Below are 22,733 nucleotides of genomic sequence, written 5' to 3'. Positions count from 1 at the left end.
GAATCTGTCTTCTCGGCGACGGCACAGCCCGATCCCGCCGCCGACGGCTCGACCTCACATGGCTCCGGCAACTCGGCCACACCCGGCACCGCCGATTCGGCCACGCACGGCCCCAACGGCTCGGCCGCGCCGGGCACCGAATCCCTGCCGCCCGGGTTCGGTGACCCGGAGGCCGCGGCAATGGACGCATACTCGCGCACGGTCATCGCGGTGGCGAAATCGGTGACGCCGCATGTGGCCAGCGTGCAGACCAAGCGGGGCAGCGGGTCGGCGGTGGTTTTCACCGATGACGGTTTCCTGCTCACGAATGCGCATGTGGTCGGGTCCGCGGAGAACGGTGTGATCGTGTTCGCCGACGGGGTCGAGTCCCGGTTCGATGTGGTGGGCGTGGACCCGCTCTCGGATCTGGCGGTCTTGCGGGCGCGGAGCGGGGCGCCGCGGGCGGTGGCGCTCGGGGATGCCGACAATCTGGTGGTGGGTCAGCTGGTGGTGGCCGTGGGCAGTCCGCTGGGGCTGGCCGGGTCGGTCACGGCGGGCGTGGTGAGCGCGCTGGGCCGGTCGGTGCCGGTGGGTAATCGCCGGGCCGCGAGGGTGATCGAGGATGTCATCCAGACCGATGCCGCGCTCAATCCGGGCAATTCCGGTGGTGCGCTGGCGAATTCCGCGGGCCGGGTGGTCGGTATCAATACCGCGGTCGCGGGTATCGGCCTGGGCCTGGCCATTCCGATCAATATCACCACCCGCCGCATCATCACCACCCTGCTGCACGAGGGCCGGGTGCGGCGCGCCTATCTCGGCGTGGTCGGAGTGCCGGCTCCGCTACCGGCCGCCGTGGCAGCCCGGACCGGGCAGGATGCGGGGCTGCGCATTGTGGAGATCGTGCGCGGCGGTCCGGCCGAGCGCGCCGGACTGCGGCGCGGCGATCTGGTGCTGAGCATCGCACGCACGGAAATCCGTGACGCGCAGGGCATTCAGAGTCAGCTGTTCGCCGAGGCGATCGGCCGTTCACTGCCGGTGACGGTGCTGCGCAATGGCGCGATGGTGGACGTGATCGCCGTACCGGTGGAATTGAGCCTGGACTGAACGGCGCTCGCCGTGTCAGGAGGCCGGGCGCTGCGCCTCGGCGCCCGGCTGCCAGATATCGGCGAGTTCCTCGAGCGAGAGGCCCAGCGTGCGGCTGAGCGCGACGACGGTACCGAAGGCCGGGGTCGGCAGCCGCCCGGATTCGATCTTGCGCAGCGTCTCCGGCGAGATGCCGGCGGCCACGGCGACCGCGCCGAGATCACGCTCACCGCGCGCCGCGCGCAAAGCGCATCCCAGTCGGCGACCGGCCTCGACCTGGGCGGGAGTCAACGGAAGGCGAACCATGCCTGCCACCCTACGGTTGGTATAAAAATACCGCAACCGCTAGGGTCGGTATTAAAATACCGAGAATCGGAGGTTGTCATGGTGGAGCTCAAGACTCCCGCGGAGATCGAGCGCATGCGCGTCACGGGACGGTTCGTGGCCGGCGTCCTCGCCGAACTACGCGACCGCGCCCGGATCGGCGTGAACCTGCTCGAACTGGAAGCCATAGTGCGCGAACGCATCCGGGAACGCGGCGCGGTGTCCTGCTACTGGGACTACGCACCGTCCTTCGGCCGCGGTCCGTTCCGCAATACCGTCTGCCTGTCGGTGAACGACGCCGTCCTGCACGGACTCCCGTTCGACTACGCCCTGCGCGACGGTGACGTGCTGACCATGGATCTGGCCGTGAGCATCGACGGCTGGGTCGCCGACTCGGCCACCACCGTCATTGTCGGCACCCCCGATCCCGAGGACGCCCGCCTCGTCCGCACCACCGAGGACGCCCTCGCGGCCGCCATCGCGGTGGCCCGGCCGGGCAATACGGTCGGCGATATCTCCGCCGCCATCAGCACCGTGGCCCGCGCCGCCGGCTACGGCGTGAACACCGAATTCGGCGGCCACGGCCTGGGCCGCAGCATGCACGAGGACCCGCATATCTCCAATGTCGGCCGCCCCGGCCGCGGTTTCCGCCTGCGCCCCGGCCTCACCATCGCCATCGAACCCTGGTTCGCCCGCACCACCGACCGCATCGTCACCGACCCCGACGGCTGGACCCTGCGCTCCGCCGACGGCTCCCGCACCGCCCACTCCGAACACACCATCGCCATCACCCAGGACGGCCCGCAGGTGCTGACCAGCGTCTGATCACGGAGCGGCAGTGGCGGTGTGGAGGTGGTCGAACAGCCAGGGCAGGGCCGAGCCGAAGGCGCCGGAGGCGGCTTGCCAGGTGTGATTGCCGCGAGAGCTGTACAGGGTGGCTGCGATGCCGGCCTTGGTCGCGGTGGTGTAGAGCGCCGCGGCCGAGTCGAGTTTGATTGTGTTGCTGGACTTTCCGCTCAGGAAGGTGTGTTCGTCGGTGGCGCCGCCGGGGGTTCGGCCACCGGTCCATTTTCCGTAGGGGCCGGCCGGGGTGAAGGCGTAGAGCAGGCCGGTCATTCCGGTGTAGGGGCCGTGGGCGGTCATGACGGTGCGGGGGTCGAAGGCGGCCCGCTGCTGGGCATTACCGCCGTAGAGGCGCTGGATGGTCTGGTCCTTGTTGCCGGTGTTCGGGCCGATGTCACCGGCGATATCGATGAAGGTGCCGAACTGCTCGGGGTGCATGACTGCGAGGTCGATGGCGCAGGTGCCGCCCATCGACCACCCTGTCACCGCCCATTGATCGGCGGATGTGGCTGTGCCGAAGGTCTTTTCGACGTACGGGGGCACATCCTGGGTGAGGTGGGTCGCGACATTGTCGCGTGGGCCGTTGACGCATTCGGTGTCATTGGTGAATGTCCCGCCGGTGTCGACGAATACGAGGATCGGCGCCCAGCCGTCATGCTTCGTCGCGTAGGTGTCGAGGGCGGGCAGGATATTGCCGATGCGGATCCAGTCGTCGGGGGTGGCGAATTCGCCGCCGATCATCATGACGACGGGCAGCTTCGGTGGTGTCGCGCCGGTGAACCAGGCCGGGGGCAGGTAGACGTATTCGGTGCGGTGGAACATACCGCTGGCAGTGTCGGGCGTCTGGATCGGCACCACCTTGCCGGTCTCCGGTGATTTCCCGCGCAACGACGACAGACTGGCGAGCGAGGTCTGCTGCGGGAGTGGTGCGGCATTGATCGCCTTCCACGCGATCTGCACCGTCGGGAAGTAGCCGACCCATTGATTGAGCACGATCAGCGAGCTGACCAGTACCAAGGCCATGGCGGGCAGGACAAGCAGTCGCCGCCGTGTCCGCCAGCCGATCACCACCAGCACCAGCACCAATGCGGCGATCTCGACCGTGGGCGGCAACCACCCGTGCAACAGCGAAATCCCGTGCCCGCGACTCCCCGTCGCTACCTTGTCGAAATTCGGTGGAGGCGGAGGCGGAGAGGCGTCCGCCGTCGAGGCCACGAGTCGCAGGGGCATCCCCCGATTGTTGCCGAGCAGTCACTGCCACGGTCTGAAGATCCACTGAAGATCGATCAACCCCGCAATCGGGTCATCGGCCTGTCACAGCCACGGAACACCCGCGCGCAGCAGCACATTCGCATACGGCCGATCCTCCCCGGTCCGAACCACGAACCGGCACTCCGCAATACGGGCCTTGAACTCCTCGTGATGGAGCCACTGCGCCCCCACCTTCTTCGCCAGCAATGCGGCCGCCTCCGGATTGTGCTCGCTGACCTCACGGCTACCCCAGGCAGCCTCGACCGTCACCTCACCCAGAATCAACTCCAGCACCGGCGCGAACCGCGGCAACCCATAGGCGATACCGAGGTCGATCACCGGCACCCCGGCCGGCACCGGCAACCCCGAATCCGCCACCGCGAACAAGTCGGTATGCCGCAACGAAACCAATGCCGACATCAACCCGGCATGCACTATTCCGGCAGTGCGCACAGTATTCCTCCATAAGAAAGTAATGAAACTTGCCGGGCGGCAACACATCCGGCCGCCCGTCGATCCGCTCCCCTACCGCGGCGATGCGCGAGCCCGAGGGATATCGCGGCCGGATCGGACCGACTCCGGCCGGATCAGACCGACTCCCGCGCTCCGAGCAGCTCGGCCGCAGCCGCCGCGATACGCTCCCGCCCCGGATACGCCGAATGCGTCCCGGTCCGCTGCACGGCGAGCGCAGCCGCCGCGGTCGCGAACACCACTGCCGCCTCCAATGACTGCCCCTCCGCAAGTGCGGTGGCGAGCGCTCCCACATAACAGTCACCCGCCCCGGTGGAATCCACCGAATCCACCTGCGGCGCAGCCTGATACCCGCCGTCGACCGCACCGTCCGCGGTACGCCGGGCCCACACGGACCCGGCCGCCCCGAGGGTGACCACCACCGCCGGTACCCCGCCGAGGCACAATTCCCGCGCCCGGCGAAGCCCCTCATCCGGCGTGGCGACCCCGCCACCGTCGATCGCCGCCAACTCGAACTCATTGACCACCAGCGGATCCGCCCGCTCCAGCACCTCCCGCGGCATGCCCACCGCGGGCGCCACATTGAGCACCAGCCGCCGCGCCCGCCCGGCGGCCCACGCCACCACCTCCACCGGAATCTCCAACTGCGCCACCACGACATCCGCCGCCGCCAGCAACTCGGCCTCGATCCCAGCACCCGTCGCCGATCCGCCGGGGTCCCAGCAGGAGTTGGCGGCGGGGTCGACCACGATCTGGTTCTCCCCCGCGGCCACGGTGATGTAGGCCGTGCCGGTGTGCAGGCCCGGCACGCCTTGCACGGCCTCGGCCGCTACGCCGAGGTCCCGCAGCTCGGCTCGCAGGCGTGCTTCGTCCGCCGCACCGACGCGGGCGATCATCTGCACCCTGGCGCCGGCGCGGGCGGCGGCGACGGCCTGGTTGGAGCCCTTGCCGCCGAGGTTGTTCCGGCTGGCGTGGGCGAGGACGGTTTCGCCGGGGGCGGGGAGGCGGTCCACTTCGGAGACGATGTCCTGGTTGATCGAGCCGATCACGACTACTCGGCCACGGCTCACGATGCGCGCTCCTCTGCGGGTTCGAGGTTGCCGGGTGCGGCGCCGGTGATCAGGGCGACGAGGCGATCGCCGTCGACCTCGTCGATACGGTGGGTGGCCACGGAGCGGCCGCGGCGCAGCACGACGACGTTGTCGCAGATGCGCATGACCTGGGCCAGGTCGTGGCTGATGATCAGGACGGTGATGCCGCGATCGCGCAGGCCGCGAACGAGTTTCTCGACGGCGGCGGTTTCGCGGACACCGAGGGCGGCGGTGGGTTCGTCCATGATGACCATGGCCTTGCCCCACGCCACGGCGCGGGCGATGGCGATGCTCTGGCGCTGGCCGCCGCTCATGCGGCGCACCGTGGTGCGGACCGACGGCACGTCGATATCGAGATCGCGCAGGATGGTGGCGCTTTCGGCGATCATGGCGCGGCGGTTGACCAGGCCGAAGGGGTGGACCAGTTCCCGGTTGAGGAACAGGTTCTGCCAGACCGCGAGATCGTCGATGAGGGCGAGGTCCTGATACACGGTTTCGATGCCGAGCTTGCGTGCATCCTCCGGTGTGCGGAGTCGAACCTGCTCGCCGCGGAACAGGATTCGCCCGGTATCGGGTGATTGCACGCCGGTCAGGCACCGGACCAGGGTGGATTTGCCCGCCCCGTTGTCGCCGACCAGTGCGGTCACCTCACCCTCGGGGATGGTGAGGGTGACGCCGCCGAGCGCGCGCACGGAGTCGAAGGATTTGGTGAGGTCGTATGCCTCGAGCAGGGGTTTCGTCATGGCGGCGGCCTACTTTCGGAATCGGGCGATGGCCGCGGCCAGCAGCAGTACCGCGCCGACGGCGATCGGCTGGTAGTACTGCGAGATGCCGAGGATGGTGAACCCGTTGATCAGCGACGTGAAAAGGATTGCCCCGCACACGGTTCCCAGCACCGACGCCTTGCCGCCGCTGAGCGAGGACCCGCCCAGCACCACGGCCGCGATGGAACTCAGCAGATAGGTGGTCTGCAACGACGGATCCGCGCCGCCGTTGCGCGCCACCAGCATGACTCCGGCGATACCGCACAGCAGACCCGAGGCACTGTAGGCCAGCAACCGGATCCGATTCACCGGAATACCGGTGTCGCGCGCCGATTCGATCCGCCCGCCGGTCGCGAGCAGATGCGTGCCGACCCGCGTCCGGAACAGCACCACCGCCACCACCAGCGCCGCGCACAGCGCGAGCAGCCAGTACCAGCGCACCGGCCCGATCCCGTCGAGCGCCAGTTTCTGCAGGAACCCCGAATTCACCGCGACGGTATTGCCGTGAGTGAGCAGCAGGGTCAATCCGCTGAGCACGCTGAGCATGCCGAGGGTGACCACGAAGTCGGTCATGTGCAGCCGCCCCACGAGCACCCCGTTGAGCATGCCGACCACCGTCCCGCCCAGGACCGCGGCCAGGATGGCGAGCGCGAGCGGGTGGCCGTGGCTGGTCAGATATCCGAGCAACGCCGCCGACCAGGGCAGGTTGGCGCCGACCGAAAGGTCGATGCCGCCCACCACGACCGCGAACTGCTGCCCGAGCGCCAGCACCGCCAGGATCGAAGAGGCCACCAGCAGGTCGCCGATATTGTCCAGGGTCAGGAAGTTCGGGGTGGCGATGAAGAAACCCACCCACACCGCCGCCAGCGCGATGGGTGCGGCGTATTCCGCGCCCTTGGACAGGATTTCGCGGCGGCCCCCGCGACTTTCGGTGGCGGGAGCGAGTTCAGCGGCGGCCGTCATTTGTTCAGCAGTCCTTCCACCGGATTGTCGAAGGTGACGATCGGCTTCGGGAACGACCCGATCTGCTGATCGACATTGGCGGTGTTGATGAAGGCGATCGGCGACACCACGCGCGGCGGCAACTGCTTGCCCTGATGCAATGCCAGGCAGCCCTGTACCGCGAGTTGTCCTTCGGCGTACGGGTATTGGGTGACGGTGCCGTACAGCGTGCCCGCCTTGACCGCGTCGAGGGCGGCCTTGATGCCGTCCACCGAGATGACCTTGATCTGCCCGGTCCGCCCGGCGTTCTTGATGGCTTGCGCCGCACCGAGTCCCATGGTGTCGTTGGCGGCGAAGATGCCGGTGATGTCCGGGTGCGCCTTCAGGATCGCCTCGGTGACCTGCAGGCCCTTGTCCTGTTCGTAGTCGGCGGGCGCGCGCTGCACGATGTCGAGTTTGCCGTTGACGGTGTCGCTGAAGCCCTGATCGCGGTTGATACCGTTCTGCTCGCCCGCGATGCCTTGCAGCACAGCGACTTTCCCGGTGCCGCCGAGCGCGGCGAGCATCTGCTGCCCGGCGGTCTTGCCGGCCTCGAGGTTGTCGGAGCCGATGAAGCTCGCATACGACACCCCGGCCTGCTGGGAGGCGTTCGCGTCGATCTGGGTGTCCAGGTTGAGGATCGGCGTGTGCTTGCGCGCGACCGTGGTGAGCGGGGTGATCACATTGGTGCCGTTGACGGGCACCACGCCGAAGCAGTCGTAGCCCTGCGCGGCCATGGTGGAGATCTGCGCGTTCTCGCCGTCGGCATCGGTTTCGGACTGCCCGGCCTGCACCGACACCTTCACCCCTAGGTGGCTGGCTTCGGCGATGGCGCCGTCCCGTAGGGCCGCCCAGTACGGGTTGGTGAAATTGCGGGTCACGATGGCGATCTTGTAGTCGCCGGAGCCGTGATCGCCGCCGCGGCCGCAGCCGGTGGCCACCAGCAGAACGCCGATGAGCAGGAGAGGCGCTGCAGTGCGCCACAGTCGAGCATGCATGGTGTTGGACCTATCCGTGTGGTATCAACTCGTGTTGACAATACGAGTTGATTGGTAGTCTGTGACCTGAGTCACCGACCTGTCAAGTGACCGTGTGCGCCAAGCCGATTCGGCCCGGCAACGGGCAAGCTTGCGCGGAGCCGTGAACAAGGAGATCGCAATGGCAGTCACACGCGCCGACGTCGCCCGCCTGGCAGGCACCTCACCCGCCCTGGTGAGCTACGTCCTCAATGGCGGGCCGCGCAGCGTCGCACCCGCCACCAGGGCCCGCATCGAAGCCGCCATCGCCGAACTCGGCTACCGCCCGAACATGTCCGCGCGCAGCCTGCGCATGAACCGCGGGCACGCCCTCGGCATGGTCATCCCCGACGGCGCCAACCCGTTCTTCGCCGAACTGTCCGCGGTCATCGAGGCCGCCGCCTTCGCCCGCGGCTATCCGCTGTTCGTCGGCAATGCCGACGGCGACGAGGAACGCGAACGCGCCTATGTGCAAACGTTCATCGACCGTCGCGTCGAGGGCCTGCTGGCCATCTCGTCGTCGTGGGGCACCGGTATCGCCGAGGCGTGCGAGGCCGCCGATATGGTGCTGGTCGCCCTGGACCGGGTCATCGACCCGGCCCGCTGCGCGCATGTGCTGTGCGATTCGGTGGCCGGCGCCGAGGTGGCGGTCCGGCATCTCATCGAGCACGGGCATCGCGAGATCGCTTGCCTCGCAGGCCCGCACGTGTCGACGGCCGATGATCGGGTGCAGGGCTACCGCAATGCCCTGACCCAGGCCGGGCTGCCCGAAAGTACCGTCGTGCGAACCGATTTCGGTGGCGCGGCCGGCTATCGGGCCTTCGCCGACCTCATGGGCGGCCCGCGCCGGCCGACCGCGGTCTTCGTCACCAGCGACCTGCAGGCAATGGGCATGCTGCGCGCCGCCTACGACGCCGGCGTCCGCGTGCCCGAGGATCTCGCGGTGGTCGCCTTCGACGGCATCGAATACGCGCGCTACACCCGTCCCGGCCTGACCACCATGGTCCAGCCCACCCGCCGCATCGGTGAGCTCGCCGTGGACCTGCTGCTGGAGCAGATCGACGATGGCACAGCGCGTCCCGGCGTGACACGCCTGGACGCCCGGCTGACCACCCGTGGTTCCTGCGGATGCCCGGACGAATTCTGAACCGGCAAACATCCGGCATCCGTTTTGGTCCGGCCGACGTGCGAGCGAAAATACTTCCAGGCGATACTGATTCGATGGGCAACGACGACGACCGGCCGCGAGCCGGCGCAGACGGGGCATTGGCCACCGCCATGGCAAGCCTGGAACGCAATCAGCGCCGCTTCCCCGAGGGACAGCGGCGCATCTTCCTCGCCGCCATCGACGCCTTCAGCGAACGCGGCTTCCACGCCACCACCACCCGCGATATCGCCGCCCGGGCCGGCCTCAGCCCCGCCGGGCTATACGTCCATTTCGGCTCGAAAGAGGAAGTGCTACACCGCATTTCCATCGCCGCCCTGCGCCTCACCCTACAAGTGGCGGAGGCGACCGCGGCGACGCCCGGCTCCCCCGCGCAACGCCTGGCCGCCACCATCCGCGACCTCACCGTCTGGCACGCCGACCACGCCCCCTCCGTCCGCGTGGTGCTGCACCATCTCACCGACCTCACCGACGAGCACCGGCTCGAGGTCGGCGAGATCCAGCAGCGCATCCACGGCCTGATCCGCGGCCTCGTCGCGGCGGGCAGCGCCGACGGCACCTTCGATGTCCCCGATCCGGGCGCCACCACGGTGGCACTGCTGTCGCTCTGCGTGGATACCGCGCGCTGGTATGCACCCGGCTACCGCCGCACCCCGGATCACATCGGCGCCGACAATGCCGCTCTCGCACTACGTATGGTGGCCGCTCGCACGCGCTGACCACGATCCTGCCCCAGCCGCACCCGCTGACCACGGTCCGGCGCCAGCCGCAGCCGCTGACCGCGATCCGGTTCCACCGCACTCGCCGACCACGGTCCGGCCCCTGTAGGGGCCGGACCTCAACGGGATGGTCAGTCGCTCAGCCAGTGCTGTAACTCGGTGACCACATCGAGTTCGGCGGCAACGGCCGCGCGGTCCGCGGCGTTCAGGTCGAGCTGTTCGATGGCGGCGACCGATTCGGCCACCTTCGCCGAATCACCTACGGCCGCGGCGATTTCGGCGAGCATCGCCAAGGCGCGGCCACGTTGCACCGCGGTCGCGGTGGCGGCATGGCGGCGCAGGCCGGTTTCGATGACGCGGGCCGCCGCCTTGTCGTCGAGCTTGGCGTCGCGGAAGACGCGGGCATTGTCGAGAACCCGGTCCAGCCCTTCGAGCGAGGTCGAACCGCCGTATTCCGGGTCGGGTTCGCCGCGCTCGATGTAGATGACCGTGTTACCGACCGGGTCGACCACCGTGAACCGGGTCTGCCCGGGGCGGAAGCGAGTAATGCGCGGTGTGCCGCGCGCGGGTATACGCCCGTACCGGGCGCGCAGGGCCGCCGTGAATTCCGCGTGCCAGGGCGCGACCTCGTCGACGAAGACCAGGCAGCCGATATGGGCCTGCTCGGCGCTGATGTCCTTCGGTGTCGGACCGAAGTTCAGCGCGAAACCATTGCGCTGCACGGCCCCGAAGGGGTATGGCCGGGTCATCTCGTAGGTGACCTCGTAGCCGAGCGTGCGATAGAAGTCGAGGGTCGCCGGAAGGTCGCCGGCCCAGAGAACCGGGACCGAGGTCGCCGTCATGTACTGCCTCCTCGCTGTGGTGGGTCGCAATCCACGCTACGGAGCGACCCGCCCATCGCGCCTATGACTTTCCGGGTGACCTGCCTCTCCCCCGGTGACCGGTTAGGCTGCGGAGGTGGACAATCCGTTCGGCCCCGTGGGCACGGCAAAGTACGTTTCGCTGACGACTTTCAAGAAGGACGGCACACCGGTCTCGACCCCCGTGTGGGCCGCGCTCGACAACGGCAAGCTCTACGTCTGGACCGAGACCAACACCTGGAAGGTCAAGCGGATCCGGCGTAATCCGCAGGTCACCCTGCAGCCGTGCGATTTCCGCGGCAAGACGCACGGGGAGATCGTCAAGGGCAGCGCGCTCGTGCTCGGCGATGCCGGGAGCGAGAACACCCGCCAGTTGATCAAGCGCAAGTACGGCATCATCGGCCAGGTCATCGTGCTCGGTAGCACGCTGCGCCGCGGCCGCACCGGCACCATCGGCGTCGAAATCGCCCCGGCCTGAGTAGATTTCACCGCTCCGGGCCGATTCCGCTGCGCCGAGCCGGTTCCGCCGCGCGGCGGAACCGCCGGACCGGGCAGCGGTCCGACGGTTCCGGTGAGATGTGCCGCGGCCTATCGGTTCACGGTTGATCACCGGCGATGATGGCGCCCAGCAGGCCGCCCACACCGCAGCCGATGATGGCTCCGACCAGGAAGAACCAGATCCCGATCACCACGCCGACAACGCAGCCGATGAGCGCGCCGGCCACGATCGATCCGGCGGCGGCCACGTTCTGCAAGGCGACCGTATGCACATCGGGCGCCGCCACCTGGGTGGCATCGGCCGGGTGCATGGTCAAAGTGGTTCCGGCGGCGTCGATATCCGGGACCACGGACAGGGTGCGATCGGCCGCCTGATAACTCAGCGGCACGGTGGCGAGGACGTCGCCACCGGGTCCGATCACCTCGACGCCGCCGTTCTCCATGGCGAAGTGCCCGGCGGTGAGGGTGGTGGTGACGGCGCTGCGGTCGGGTGCGAGGGCGATGGAGTAGCCGACCCCTCGATCGACTCCACTGATGCCCGGTTGTGCGATGGCGGGTTCACCACTGGCGGTGACGCTGGTGATACCGACGGCGGCGACGGAAAGTAAAGTGGTAGCGGCTAATTTGGCGATTCTCATGATAATTCCCTGCAATCGACGGCCGAATCACCGCATGCCGGGTAGACGTTTTCGAGGTGAAAACGCTGTGGCTACGACTCGATTGCGCGTACTTGTTGCACGCGGCGAATCGGGGAATCCCAATCCAATTGTCCGACCCAATAGGAGCATTGGGTTGTCCGGTCGTCTCCCCGAGCCGGCTCCGAACGATTCTTATGATCCCCTCAGAATCATTCGGAGGGAAGAGCAGGTGCCGGGATTGTCCGCAGGTGTCCTGCGCGCCAATCCCGACACGCCGTGTGCCGCGAGTTACTTATCGCTTCCGATCCGGAATTCGCCTATTCCAGTTCGCCTTCGGTTTCCAGGTAGACCTGCCGCAGTCGGTCCAGGGTAGCGGCCTCCGGCTGCTCCCACAGCTTCCGCTCCGCCGCCTCCAGCAAACGCTCCGCAATGCCGTGCAGTGCCCACGGATTCGACTGCTCCATGAACTTCCGATTCGTCTCGTCGAATACGTAACTCTCGGCGAGCTTCTCGTACATCCAGTCCGCCACCACATTCGTGGTCGCGTCGTAGCCGAACAGATAATCGACCGTCGCCGCCATTTCGAAGGCGCCCTTGTAACCGTGCCGGCGCATCGCCTCGAGCCAGCGCGGATTCACCACGCGCGCACGGAACACCCGCGCCGTCTCCTCCGACAGCGTGCGGGTGCGCACCGCGTCCGGGCGAGTGCTGTCACCGATGTACGCCTCCGGGTTCTTGCCGGTCAGCGCGCGCACCGCGGCGACCATACCGCCGTGATACTGGAAATAGTCATCGGAGTCGGCGATATCGTGTTCGCGGGTATCGGTATTCTTGGCGGCCACCGCAATTCGCTTGTACGCGGTCCGCATATCGTCGGCCGCGGGCGCGCCGTCCAGATCGCGGCCGTAGGCGAAACCGCCCCACGCGGTGTACACCTGCGCCAGATCGTCATCGGTACGCCAGCTCTTGGAATCGATGAGCTGCAGCAGACCGGCGCCGTAGGTGCCCGGCTTGGAGCCGAAAATGCGTGTGGTGGCCCGCCTTTCGTCGCCGTGCTCGGCGAGATCGGCCCGGCTGTGCGCGCGCACGAAGTTCTGCTCGTCCGGCTCGTCGAGCTCGGCGACCAACCGCACCGCGTCATCCAGCAGCGCCAGCACATGCGGGAACGCATCCCGGAAGAATCCGCTGATGCGCACCGTCACATCGACACGCGGCCGCCCCAACTCCTCCGGCGAGATCGCCTCGAGCGTCGTCACCCGCCGGCTCGCCTCATCCCACACCGGCCGGACACCCAGCAGCGCAAGCACTTCCGCAATATCGTCACCCGAGGTCCGCATGGCCGAGGTGCCCCACACCGACAGCCCCACCGACCGCGGGTACTCCCCATGATCGGCCAGATACCGCTCCAGCAGCGAATCCGCCATGGCCTGACCGGTTTCCCACGCCAGCCGCGACGGCACCGCCTTCGGATCCACCGAATAGAAGTTCCGACCGGTCGGCAGCACATTGATCAGCCCACGCAACGGCGACCCACTCGGCCCCGCCGGAATGAACCCACCGTTCAACGCATGCAGAATCCGCGAAATCTCCACCCCGGTCTGCCGCAACCGCGGCACCACCTCGGTGGCCGCAAACCCCAGCACCCGCCGCACCGCATCCAACCGCGAATCCGCATCCGACACCGGACCGCCGGGCACGTCGATCACCCGCGCCGCCGAGGACGAATCGGCCCCAGGTACCTCCGACGCGCCGGGCGGCACAGCGGAATCCGCCCCACGTGCCCGTACCGCGAGCGCCGAATCACCTTCGACCACAACCGCACTCCGCTCACCCGCCGTGCGAGCGACCTCGGAGCGTGCCGCAGCGCCGGCCGAACTCGCGTCGGGCGCCGAAGCCGTGGCAGCGGCCCCGGGCGTGTCGAAGTCGGCGAGCAGTTCTTCGGTGAGGGCGTCGATGGCGTCGACGTCCCAGTCGACTTCCTGCATGGCGGAGACGAGTTCGCGGGCGCGGGTTTCGAAGGTGTCGACGCGCTCGCGGGATTCGCTGCCGTCTTCGGTGAGGCCGAGGGCTTCTCGCAGGCCCGGGACGTTGACCTCGCCGCCCCAGAGCTGGCGGGCGCGGAGCATGGCGAGGACCAGGTCGACCTCGGCTTCGCCGGCGGGGGCCTGGCCGAGAATGTGCAGGCCGTCGCGGATCTGGACGTCCTTGATCTCGCAGAGCCAGCCGTCGACGTGCAGCAGCATATCGTCGAAGACCTCTTCGTCCGGGCGCTCGGACAGGCCCAGGTCGTGGTCCATCTTGGCGGCGCGCATGAGGGTCCAGATCTGCTGGCGGATCGCGGGCAGCTTCGCCGGATCCAGCGCGGAGATATTGGCGTGTTCGTCGAGCAGTTGCTCCAGACGCGAGATGTCGCCGTAGGTTTCGGCGCGCGCCATGGGCGGGATGAGGTGATCGACCAGGGTGGCGTGGGCGCGGCGCTTGGCCTGGGTGCCCTCACCCGGATCGTTCACCAGGAACGGGTAGATGAGCGGCAGATCGCCCAGCGCGGCGTCGGTGCCGCACGAGGCGGACATGCCCAGGGTCTTGCCGGGCAGCCACTCCAGATTGCCGTGCTTACCCAGATGCACCATGGCGTCGGCGGCGAAACCGTCCGGCGCGGCCAGCCAGCGGTAGGCGGCCAGGTAGTGATGGCTCGGTGCCAGATCCGGATCGTGGTAGATGGCGACCGGGTTCGCACCGAAACCGCGCGGCGGCTGCACGATCAGCACCACATGGCCGAAACGCAGTGCGGCGATGACGATCTCACCCTTGGGGTCGGCGGAGCGGTCGACGTACATCTCCCCCGGCGGCGGACCCCACGCCTCGACGACCGCCGCACGCAGATCCTCGGGCAGGGTCTCGAACCAGGCGGTGTAGGCGTCGGCGCCGATGCGGATCGGGTTGCCCTCCAGCTGTTCCGCGGTCAGCCAGTCGGGATCCTGCCCGCCCGCCGCGATGAGGGCGTGGATGAGCGCATCACCGTCGGCCTGCTCCAGGCCGGGGATCTCGCCCTCCGCGCCGAGATCGTAACCGGCCGAACGCATCTCGGTCAGCAGCTTGATGGCGCTGGCCGGGGTGTCCAGTCCGACCGCATTGCCGATGCGGGCATGCTTGGTCGGGTATGCCGACAGCACGATCGCGATCTTCTTGTCCGCGGCCGGAATATGACGCAGCCGGGCATAGCGGGTCGCGATACCCGCCACCCGTGCGGCCCGCTCGGGATCGGGTACGTAGGTGGACAGGCCGTCGGCGTCGAACTCCTTGAACGAGAACGGGACCGTGATGATGCGGCCGTCGAACTCCGGCACCGCCACCTGCGTGGCCACATCCAGCGGAGACAGACCATCGTCATTGGCCGCCCACTGCTCGCGACCACTGGTGAGGCAGAGGCCCTGCAGGATCGGCACATCCAGGTCGGCGAGCGCGCCCACGTCCCAGGCCTCGTCGTCGCCGCCGGCGGAGGCGGTGGCCGGCTTGGTGCCGCCCGCCGCCAGTACGGTCACCACGAGCGCGTCGGCGTCGCGGAGGCGGGCCAGCAGTTCGGGTTCGGCGGTGCGCAGGGAGGCGCAGTACACGGGCAGCGCCCGCGCGCCCTTGTCCTCGATGGCCGCGCACAGTGCATCGATGTAGCCGGTGTTGCCGGCCAGATGCTGGGCGCGGTAGTAGACGACCGCCACGGTCGGCGCGCCCGCCGGGACCGGACGCGAATCCCGCTCCAGCTCACCCCAGCTCGGCATCTCCACCGGCGGCTCGAAGCCGTGCCCGGTGAGCAGCACCGTATCGGACAGGAAGTTGTGCAGCTGCAGCAGGTTTCCGGGTCCGCCCGCGGCCAGGTAGTTGTGCGCGTCGGCGGCGACGCCGCCGGGCACGGTCGAGCATTCCATCAGCTCGGCGTCCGGCGCGATCTCGCCGCCCAGCGCCACCACGGGAATCCCGCTGCCGCGCAGCGTCTCCAGTCCCTCCTCCCAGGCGCGCTTACCGCCGAGGATGCGCACGACGATGAGGTCGGCGCCTACCAGCAGGCCCGGCAGATCGTCCGGCAGCAAACGCGCCGGATTGCCGAGCCGATAATCGGCCCCGCTGGCGCGTGCGCTCAGCAGATCGGTGTCGGAGGTGGACAGCAGCAGGATCACAGGGTCTCGGCCTTCCTCGGGTGACGCGCCCAGCACGGTTCGGCGCTCGACGGGAAGGTCTGACTGTCACAGTGGCGCGACCGCACCGGAATTCCACCGGTTTCTTCCGTTCGACGAGCGCGCCGATGCTATCGCGTGGGCTGCCCGGTCCTTGCGGTGCGCCCCGCGGAGTGGCCACGACGGGTCGTGCTCAGCGGATCACAGTGCGGCAAAGGCTGGTCCGCGTCGCTGTGCGACCGACCGGTCCGGGCGTACGCTGCCCGTATGCCTAGCACTCCGGGATGGGTCAGGCGGAATCGCTTCGCCGCCTGGTCAGGGTACTTCTGCATACTGGTTGCCTTCGCGACGCTGGCAATGACATTGACAGCAGCAGGCAGCGGCCACACCCAGTGGGCCATGATCGCGGGCATCATCTGCGCCGCTACCGTCCTCTTGGGCCTCACCATCATGACGACGACCGTCCGCCGCGACCATGTGGAGCACCACCTGGTCCCCAACCTCCTCAACGACTGCTGGGAAAAGACCCCGCCCTACGCCCGGCTCCGCGGCGCACCCAAATACATCGAGCCCCGCCACACCTGAGCGGGCCGCACTCGACCGAACAAGATCCGAACAGGGCCCCACGCAGACGCGTGGGGCCCTGTCCCATTCCGGTCACCGAGCGCTGCGGACCATATCCCCTGCCACGGGAGCGAAAGCGCAGTTCAGAAGCCTGTGACGCCGGTCACCCCAGGCGTACGCTCGGGGTATGCCGAATACTCCTTCATGGGTCCGGCGGAACCGATTTGCCGCCTGGTCAGTGTACTTTTGCGCTCTGGTTGCCTTCGCGATGCTGGCAATGACTTTGACGGCCGCGGGTAGCGGCCACGCCCGATACGCCCTCATCGCGGGCATCATCTGTGCGGCCGCCGTGCTGTTCGGCTTCGCGTCGATGGGCAGCACCGTGCACCGCGATCATGTCGACCATCACCGCACCCCGAATCTGCTGCAGGACAGCTGGCAGCTCGCACCGCCGTATGCGCGGGTGCGCGGCGCTTCGCGCCCGGTCGAACCGCGTCGCTCCGCCTGAGCTCCCGCGGGCAGGCGTCGGCGCAGGGGCACCGACGCTCGTCGTAGGCTGGGCTGGTCATGGAGCGAAACGAAGCCGATTCCTGCCCGGGTGTACTGCGCCTGCACCAAGCCGCCGACGGGCCCCTGGCCCGCATCCGCGTACCCGGCGGGCGACTCGCACCGGGACAGTTACAGGCGCTGGCCGACGCCACCGTCGAATTGGCCGACGGCAGTATCGAACTGACCTCGCGCGGTAACGTGCAATTGCGGCAGGTGCGTGACGCCGCCGCCCTCGAGGAAAAGCTCACCGCCGCCGGGCTGCTGCCCAGCGCCACCCACGAACGGGTGCGCAATATCATCGCCTCGCCACTGTCCGGACGCGTCGGTGGCTGGGCCGACGTGCACGCCCTGGTACCCGCCCTCGACGCCGGACTTCGCGACCATCCCGGCCTCGCCGAACTGCCCGGCAGGGTGCTGTTCACCCTCGACGACGGGCGCGGCGATGTCAGCGGCCTCGGCGGCGATATCGGCATCCACGCCGTGGACGACGGCACCTTCTCGCTCCTGCTGGCGGGCAAGGACACCGGGCTGCGAGTGCCCGCCGCCGAGGCCGTCGACCTCATGCTCGCCGCCGCCCACGCCTTCCTCGCCCTGCGCGACGGCCAATGGCGAGTGCACGAAATCCCCGACGGCCGAGCCGTACTTACCGAACAACTGGCCACCCACCCGGGACTGACGAGCAGCCCCGACACGGTGGAAGTCGCTGCACGCCACGACATTCCGATCGGCTGGCTCACCCAGGCCGACGGCAAGGTCGCATTGGGCGCGGGCGTGCGCCTGGGCTCACTGCCCGCCCGCACCGCCGAATTCATCGCGGCCATCGAACATCCCGTCTACCTCACCCCGTGGCGCAGCATCGTCATCACCGACCTCGACGAATGGACCGCCGAACAGGTGGTCCGCGTACTGGCCCCGATGGGTCTCCTCTTCGACGCCGCCTCCCCCTGGCTGCAGGTCAGCGCCTGCGCGGGCCTGCCCGGCTGCGCGAAATCCCACACCGACATCCGCGCCGACGCCGCCGAAGCGGTCGAGTCCGGCCGGGTAATCCCCGGCGGCACAGCACAATCCCCCCGCGAGGGCCTCGATGCGGACGAGATCGTCGCCGCCGGCCGCCAGCACTGGTCGGGCTGCGACCGCCGCTGCGGCCGCCCACGTGGCGCAGTCACCGACATCATCGCCACCACCGACGGCTACCGGATCGTCCCCGCCGAATAAGGTTTCAAGATCACCGGGAACTGATGGTGGCGGCTACTCGCACGATGCCGCAACCATTTCCCGCTCGCGAACTCGGCGCGGGGGACGCGCCGAGGGCGGGGTGATCGGGTGCGGCGTGGCGGGGATCCGGCACAGTGGATTTCGGTGACCGTGGCGAAGGAGGCAGGGGTGGCCGTTCCAGAGTTGAGCGATGACGAGATCGCGGCCATGTCCGAGGATGAGCGGCGGGCCTTGATCCAGCGCCTGCACACGCCACGATTGCGGCTGCCCCGGCCCGAAGTGGTGAACTTGATCCGCCGTGCGCGTTTGGCGCTCATGGTCGGCGGCTGTCTCGCGCTCATCCCGTGGATGGTGTACCTCGGGCTCACACTCCCGGACGACTATCAGGCCCGCAATTGGTCCGCGGCCTGGATCGGCTTCGATATCGCGCTCGTGCTCATGATGGCGACCTGCGCCTACCTCGGCTGGCGAAGGCGGGTGGTGCTGATCCTGCCCGCCTTCGGCACCGGGATGCTGCTGCTCGTGGACGCCTGGTTCGACATCATCACCGCCGAACCCGACGACATCTGGACCTCCATCGGCACCGCCGTGCTCGGGGAGATACCCCTCGCCCTGCTGCAGATCAGCGGGTCCATCATGATGCTGCGCTATCTGATCATGGCGCACCCGCTGAAGGACCCCGTGGTCAGCCCGCTGCGGGCGCGTCTCCCCTTCTGACCCGGTGCAATTCGAGCGTGCAGCACTTCACGCTGCCGCCGGCCTTGAGCAGTTCCGACAGGTCGATGCCCACCGGCTGGTAGCCGCGCGCGGCCAGGGCCTCGGCCAGGTCGGTCACCCGGTTGCTGAGGAAGACGTGGTAGCCGTCGCAGACCCCGTTCAGGCCCAGCACATTCGCATCGTCCTCGGTGGCGATGACGGCGTCCGGATACAGCTCGGCGAGCAGCCGGGCGCTCTCGGCGGAGAAGGCGGGCGGGTAGTAGACGATGGTGTCGTCGAGCACCATGAGCGCGGTGTCCAGGTGGTAGAAGCGCGGGTCCACCAATTCCAGTGATACGACCGGCATTCCGAAGAATTCCTCGACCTCGCGGTGCGCGCTCACCGCGGTGCGGAAGCCGGTGCCGGCCAGGATCCGGTCCCGGGAGACCGCGAAATCGCCTTCGCCCTCATTGGTTTCGCTTGCCGCGGCCACCTTGCCGAATCGGCGGTCCAGCCAGCGGTGATAGGCCGGACCCTCGTCCGCGCGTTCGGGATTCGCGAAGCGGGCCGACAGCGCCCGATCCTCTATGGCGAGGCCGCCATTGGCGGCGAACACCATGTCGGGCAGTCCGGGCACACCGTCGATGACCTCGACCTGGTGCCCGTGCGATTCGTAGGCGACGCGCAGTGCGTCCCACTGGGCCAGGGCCTTGGCGCGGTCGACCGGGGTCGCGGTGTCCATCCACGGATTGATGGCGTAGGTGACTTCGAAATGCTCGGGCCGGCACATGAGGTACCGGCGCGGAACGGGGCGGCGGGCCCCGATGGGATCGGGCGCTTGGAGGGTGGCTACAGAGGTCAACGAGGCTCCTCGAAATCGGCGCGGACCGGGCTTTCCACGAAGTTATGTGGCGTACCGTTGCGTCAGAAACAACGATTTGTTGCGTAGATCGAGCTCTGAGCAATGAATCGTTGCGTAGTCGCGAAAGGATGTTTCATGGACGAAATCGACCGGCGCATCCTCGCGCACCTCCTCAAGCACGCGCGCGCCTCGTTCCAGGAGATCGGTGCGCAGGTCGGGCTGTCCGCGCCCGCGGTGAAGCGGCGCGTGGACAAGATGGTGGCGGGGGGTCAGATCACCAGCTTCACCGCGGTCGTCAACCCGGCCTCGCTGGGCTGGCGGACCGAGGCGTACGTCGAGGTCTTCTACCGCGACAACATCTCTCCGTCCGAATTGCGGCGCAGTCTGGAACCCATCCCGCAAGTGGTGGGGATCTGGACCATCGCCGGGGAGGCCGATGCGCTCGTGCACGTCATGGCCAAGGACATGGCCGAGATCGAGGCCACCGTCGAACGTATCCGCGCCAATGCCCGCGTCGGGCGCACGCGCAGCAACATCGTCATGTCGCGGCTGCTCGAACGGCCTCGCACCTGATCCGGCCGCCCTCGTTCCGACATCCGTGGCCCGGCGCACTACCCGCTCCACGGTCGCGCCCAGGCGGAACATTAGGGTGGAACCCATGTCCGACGTGCGCACCAGCTACCTCACCGACGGGGCCGAGATCTATCGGCGCTCGTTCGCGACAATCCGGGCCGAGGCGGATCTCGCGCGATTCCCGGCGGATGTGTCGCAGGTGGTGGTGCGCATGATCCACGCGTGCGGACAGGTCGATCTGGCCGCGGATGTGGACTTCAGCGCCGAGGTGGTGACGCGGGCGCGGGCCGCGCTGCGGGCCGGTGCGCCGATTCTGTGCGATGCCAAGATGGTCGCCTCGGGCGTCACCCGCAAGCGGCTGCCCGCCGGCAACGAGGTGCTCTGCCTGCTCGACGATCCACGCGTGCCCGGCCTGGCCGCCGGGCTCGGCAACACCAGATCGGCTGCGGCGCTGGAACTCTGGCGTGATCGCCTGGCAGGCGCGGTCGTCGCCATCGGCAATGCGCCCACCGCCCTGTTCCATCTGCTCGACCTGATCGATGCCGGCGCCCCGCGGCCCGCTGCCGTGCTGGGCATCCCGGTCGGATTCATCGGCGCGGCCGAATCGAAGCAGGCGCTCGCCGAACACGGCGGCCTCGAATACCTGACCGTGCGTGGCCGCCGAGGTGGCAGCGCCATCACCGCCGCCGCCCTGAATGCGATTGCGAGCGAACAGGAATGAGCGGCAAACTGTGGGGCGTCGGGCTCGGGCCCGGCGATCCGGAACTGGTCACGGTCAAGGCGGCGCGCATCATCGGCGCGGCCGACGTCATCGCCTTCCACAGCGCACGACACGGGCGCAGCATCTCGCGCGCCATCGCCGAGCCGTACCTGCGGGCGGGACAGCTGGAGGAACACCTGGTCTACCCGGTGACCACCGAGACCACCGACCACCCCGGCGGCTATCAGGGCGCAATCGACGAGTTCTACGAGCAGGCGGCCGCCGTACTGGCAGCACACCTTTCGGCGGGCCGCTCGGTGGCGCTGCTGGCCGCGGGTGATCCGCTGTTCTACAGCTCCTTCATGCACATGCACCGCCGTCTGGCCGACCGCTTCGACACCGAGATCATTCCCGGCGTCACCTCGGTCAGCGCCGCATCGGCCGCCCTGGGCACTCCGCTGGTGGAGGGCGAGCAGGTACTCACCATCCTGCCCGGGACCCTGCCCGCCGAGGAGCTCACCCGGCGGCTGCGCGACACCGGCGCGGCCGCCATCATGAAGCTCGGCCGCACCTATCCGGGTGTGCGGCAGGCGCTTTCGGATTCGGGACGGCTCGCCGACACCTATTACGTGGAGCGGGCGAGCAGCACGAAGCAGCGGGTCCTGCGCGCGGCCGACGTGGACGAGGCGAGCGTGCCGTACTTCGCGATCGCCGTCGTGCCGGGACCCGCACCCGCGACGCGAATCCCGCTGACGGGCAGCGTTTCTGAACAATGCGGAGCCGAAACCGTCGCAGCCCGAGCGCAGATCGCAACCGAGGCCGACACGCGCGCGCGGCAACTCGCGGGCGAAGTGCCGTCGGACGGGACCACCCAGACCGATGGCGACATCCAGCCGGTCAGTGCAGCCCAACCGGTCGGCGAGACCCAGCCGGTCAGTGGGACCCAGCCGGTCGGCGAGGCTCAGTCGGTCGGTGAAGTGGTCGTGGTGGGGCTCGGGCCGGGGGCCGAGGAGTGGACCACGCCGGAGGTGTCGCGGGCGCTGGCCGAGGCCACCGATATCGTCGGGTATTCGACCTATGTGAACCGGGTGCCGGTGCTTCCCGGTCAGCGGCGGCATGCCAGTGACAACCGGGTCGAATCCGAGCGTGCCGCAATGGCTTTGGATCTGGCCAGGCAGGGCGGCCGGGTGGTCGTGGTGTCGTCCGGGGATCCCGGGGTGTTCGCCATGGCGGCGGCGGTGGTCGAAGAATCGGCGGATCCGCAGTGGCGCGATGTTCCGGTGCGGGTGTTGCCGGGTGTGACCGCGGCCAGTGCGGTGGCGAGCCGGATGGGCGCGCCGCTCGGGCATGATTTCGCGATGATCTCGCTGTCGGATCGGTTGAAGCCGTGGGAGGTGGTGGCGCAGCGGATTTCCGCGGTGGCCTCCGCCGATATGGCCTTCGCCGTCTACAACCCGGCCTCGTCGCAGCGGACCTGGCAGGTCGCGAAGATGCGGGATCTCGTTCTGGAGCATCGCAAACCGGATACGCCGGTGGTGATCGGCCGCGATGTGGGTGGCCCGGCCGAGTCGGTGCGGGTCATCACGCTGGCGGAGCTGGATCCGGCCGAGGTGGATATGCGCACCCTGCTCATCGTGGGTGCGTCGACCACCACGGTGTTCGACGCGCCGGGCGGACCGCGGGTGTTCACCTCACGTCGTTACGGCGACTAATATTCCACTT

General features: G+C 68.5%; 23 protein-coding genes and 1 riboswitch. Of the genes, 12 read left to right on the top strand and 11 right to left on the bottom strand.

The window, feature by feature from the left end:
• Nucleotides 1–180 precede the first annotated feature (180 nt).
• Nucleotides 181–1,083 (top strand): S1C family serine protease, encoded by a 903-nt coding sequence (locus ACIP5Y_RS19465; protein ID WP_400353800.1) that lies wholly within the window; start codon nucleotides 181–183, stop codon nucleotides 1,081–1,083.
• Between the two features lie 15 nt (nucleotides 1,084–1,098).
• On the opposite strand, the gene ACIP5Y_RS19460 is transcribed toward ACIP5Y_RS19465, so the two are convergent.
• Entirely contained in the window at nucleotides 1,099–1,368 is a 270-nt protein-coding gene (locus ACIP5Y_RS19460; protein WP_400351646.1) for a helix-turn-helix transcriptional regulator, read from the bottom strand.
• Nucleotides 1,369–1,446: 78 nt separating this feature from the next.
• Here ACIP5Y_RS19460 and map point away from each other — a divergent pair, with 78 nt between their 5' ends.
• On the top strand, nucleotides 1,447–2,211 hold the full coding sequence (gene map / locus ACIP5Y_RS19455) for a type I methionyl aminopeptidase (RefSeq protein ID WP_400351645.1): 765 nt from the start codon (nucleotides 1,447–1,449) through the stop codon (nucleotides 2,209–2,211).
• Here map and ACIP5Y_RS19450 read toward each other — a convergent pair whose 3' ends face one another.
• The 6 genes from ACIP5Y_RS19450 to ACIP5Y_RS19425 all read right to left on the bottom strand — a co-directional run bounded on the left by ACIP5Y_RS19450 (nucleotide 2,212) and on the right by ACIP5Y_RS19425 (nucleotide 7,785).
• On the bottom strand, nucleotides 2,212–3,459 hold the full coding sequence (locus ACIP5Y_RS19450; RefSeq protein ID WP_400351644.1) for an alpha/beta hydrolase: 1,248 nt from the start codon (nucleotides 3,457–3,459) through the stop codon (nucleotides 2,212–2,214). It abuts the gene before it with no gap.
• A gap of 84 nt (nucleotides 3,460–3,543) precedes the next feature.
• Nucleotides 3,544–3,933, bottom strand: coding sequence for a D-ribose pyranase (gene rbsD / locus ACIP5Y_RS19445; RefSeq protein ID WP_400351643.1), 390 nt, complete (start codon nucleotides 3,931–3,933; stop codon nucleotides 3,544–3,546).
• A 134-nt stretch (nucleotides 3,934–4,067) separates the two neighbouring features.
• On the bottom strand, nucleotides 4,068–5,021 hold the full coding sequence (locus ACIP5Y_RS19440) for a ribokinase (protein ID WP_400351642.1): 954 nt from the start codon (nucleotides 5,019–5,021) through the stop codon (nucleotides 4,068–4,070).
• Complete coding sequence (locus ACIP5Y_RS19435; protein ID WP_400351641.1) at nucleotides 5,018–5,785, bottom strand: ATP-binding cassette domain-containing protein; 768 nt, start codon at nucleotides 5,783–5,785, stop codon at nucleotides 5,018–5,020. Before ACIP5Y_RS19435 ends, ACIP5Y_RS19440 begins: the two co-directional genes overlap by 4 nt.
• A gap of 9 nt (nucleotides 5,786–5,794) precedes the next feature.
• Entirely contained in the window at nucleotides 5,795–6,769 is a 975-nt protein-coding gene (locus tag ACIP5Y_RS19430; protein ID WP_400351640.1) for an ABC transporter permease, read from the bottom strand.
• Entirely contained in the window at nucleotides 6,766–7,785 is a 1,020-nt protein-coding gene (locus ACIP5Y_RS19425) for a substrate-binding domain-containing protein (RefSeq protein WP_400351639.1), read from the bottom strand. Before ACIP5Y_RS19425 ends, ACIP5Y_RS19430 begins: the two co-directional genes overlap by 4 nt.
• Before the next feature lie 160 nt (nucleotides 7,786–7,945).
• Between ACIP5Y_RS19425 and ACIP5Y_RS19420 the strand changes: the two genes are divergently transcribed.
• Both ACIP5Y_RS19420 and ACIP5Y_RS19415 read left to right on the top strand, forming a co-directional pair.
• A complete protein-coding gene (locus ACIP5Y_RS19420) occupies nucleotides 7,946–8,950 on the top strand; it encodes a LacI family DNA-binding transcriptional regulator (RefSeq protein ID WP_400351638.1) in 1,005 nt (334 codons plus the stop codon).
• 74 nt (nucleotides 8,951–9,024) lie between these two features.
• Nucleotides 9,025–9,687: a TetR/AcrR family transcriptional regulator gene (locus ACIP5Y_RS19415; RefSeq protein WP_400351637.1), complete on the top strand. Its 663-nt coding sequence runs from the start codon at nucleotides 9,025–9,027 to the stop codon at nucleotides 9,685–9,687.
• A 131-nt stretch (nucleotides 9,688–9,818) separates the two neighbouring features.
• On the opposite strand, the gene ACIP5Y_RS19410 is transcribed toward ACIP5Y_RS19415, so the two are convergent.
• Nucleotides 9,819–10,529 carry a glyoxalase gene (locus ACIP5Y_RS19410; RefSeq protein WP_400351636.1) on the bottom strand — a complete coding sequence of 237 codons (711 nt, stop codon included), beginning with the start codon at nucleotides 10,527–10,529 and terminating at the stop codon, nucleotides 9,819–9,821.
• A 115-nt stretch (nucleotides 10,530–10,644) separates the two neighbouring features.
• Between ACIP5Y_RS19410 and ACIP5Y_RS19405 the strand changes: the two genes are divergently transcribed.
• Nucleotides 10,645–11,025: a PPOX class F420-dependent oxidoreductase gene (locus ACIP5Y_RS19405; protein WP_400351635.1), complete on the top strand. Its 381-nt coding sequence runs from the start codon at nucleotides 10,645–10,647 to the stop codon at nucleotides 11,023–11,025.
• 118 nt (nucleotides 11,026–11,143) lie between these two features.
• On the opposite strand, the gene ACIP5Y_RS19400 is transcribed toward ACIP5Y_RS19405, so the two are convergent.
• Both ACIP5Y_RS19400 and cobN read right to left on the bottom strand, forming a co-directional pair.
• Nucleotides 11,144–11,683 (bottom strand): hypothetical protein, encoded by a 540-nt coding sequence (locus ACIP5Y_RS19400; protein WP_400351634.1) that lies wholly within the window; start codon nucleotides 11,681–11,683, stop codon nucleotides 11,144–11,146.
• A 317-nt stretch (nucleotides 11,684–12,000) separates the two neighbouring features.
• Nucleotides 12,001–15,855 carry a cobaltochelatase subunit CobN gene (cobN, locus tag ACIP5Y_RS19395; RefSeq protein WP_400351633.1) on the bottom strand — a complete coding sequence of 1,285 codons (3,855 nt, stop codon included), beginning with the start codon at nucleotides 15,853–15,855 and terminating at the stop codon, nucleotides 12,001–12,003.
• Nucleotides 15,845–15,976: riboswitch (adenosylcobalamin-variant (AdoCbl-variant) riboswitch) on the bottom strand. It overlaps the preceding gene by 11 nt.
• 143 nt (nucleotides 15,977–16,119) lie before the next feature.
• Between cobN and ACIP5Y_RS19390 the strand changes: the two genes are divergently transcribed.
• The 4 genes from ACIP5Y_RS19390 (at nucleotide 16,120) to ACIP5Y_RS19375 (ending at nucleotide 18,897) form a co-directional block, all read left to right on the top strand.
• Nucleotides 16,120–16,437 (top strand): hypothetical protein, encoded by a 318-nt coding sequence (locus ACIP5Y_RS19390; RefSeq protein WP_400351632.1) that lies wholly within the window; start codon nucleotides 16,120–16,122, stop codon nucleotides 16,435–16,437.
• Between the two features lie 256 nt (nucleotides 16,438–16,693).
• Nucleotides 16,694–16,924, top strand: coding sequence for a hypothetical protein (locus tag ACIP5Y_RS19385; protein ID WP_397017421.1), 231 nt, complete (start codon nucleotides 16,694–16,696; stop codon nucleotides 16,922–16,924).
• Nucleotides 16,925–16,983: 59 nt separating this feature from the next.
• Nucleotides 16,984–18,180, top strand: coding sequence for a precorrin-3B synthase (gene cobG, locus ACIP5Y_RS19380; protein WP_400351631.1), 1,197 nt, complete (start codon nucleotides 16,984–16,986; stop codon nucleotides 18,178–18,180).
• A gap of 168 nt (nucleotides 18,181–18,348) precedes the next feature.
• Nucleotides 18,349–18,897: a hypothetical protein gene (locus ACIP5Y_RS19375; protein WP_400351630.1), complete on the top strand. Its 549-nt coding sequence runs from the start codon at nucleotides 18,349–18,351 to the stop codon at nucleotides 18,895–18,897.
• Here ACIP5Y_RS19375 and ddaH read toward each other — a convergent pair.
• On the bottom strand, nucleotides 18,866–19,738 hold the full coding sequence (ddaH, locus tag ACIP5Y_RS19370) for a dimethylargininase (RefSeq protein ID WP_400351629.1): 873 nt from the start codon (nucleotides 19,736–19,738) through the stop codon (nucleotides 18,866–18,868). The two genes, ACIP5Y_RS19375 and ddaH, sit on opposite strands and share 32 nt — an antisense overlap.
• Nucleotides 19,739–19,873: 135 nt before the next feature.
• Between ddaH and ACIP5Y_RS19365 the strand changes: the two genes are divergently transcribed.
• The 3 genes from ACIP5Y_RS19365 (at nucleotide 19,874) to cobJ (ending at nucleotide 22,723) form a co-directional block, all read left to right on the top strand.
• A complete protein-coding gene (locus ACIP5Y_RS19365; protein ID WP_400351628.1) occupies nucleotides 19,874–20,311 on the top strand; it encodes an Lrp/AsnC family transcriptional regulator in 438 nt (145 codons plus the stop codon).
• A gap of 85 nt (nucleotides 20,312–20,396) precedes the next feature.
• A complete protein-coding gene (locus tag ACIP5Y_RS19360; protein ID WP_400351627.1) occupies nucleotides 20,397–21,032 on the top strand; it encodes a precorrin-8X methylmutase in 636 nt (211 codons plus the stop codon).
• Complete coding sequence (gene cobJ / locus ACIP5Y_RS19355) at nucleotides 21,029–22,723, top strand: precorrin-3B C(17)-methyltransferase (RefSeq protein WP_400351626.1); 1,695 nt, start codon at nucleotides 21,029–21,031, stop codon at nucleotides 22,721–22,723. The genes ACIP5Y_RS19360 and cobJ overlap by 4 nt, the downstream gene beginning before the upstream one ends.
• The last annotated feature ends 10 nt before the right edge of the window (nucleotides 22,724–22,733 follow it).

The organism is Nocardia sp. NPDC088792, from assembly GCF_044750615.1.
Classification (GTDB): Bacteria; Actinomycetota; Actinomycetes; order Mycobacteriales; family Mycobacteriaceae; genus Nocardia.
The sequence above is the reverse complement of the archived record's forward strand: the minus strand, read 5'-3'. Positions and strand labels throughout refer to the sequence as shown.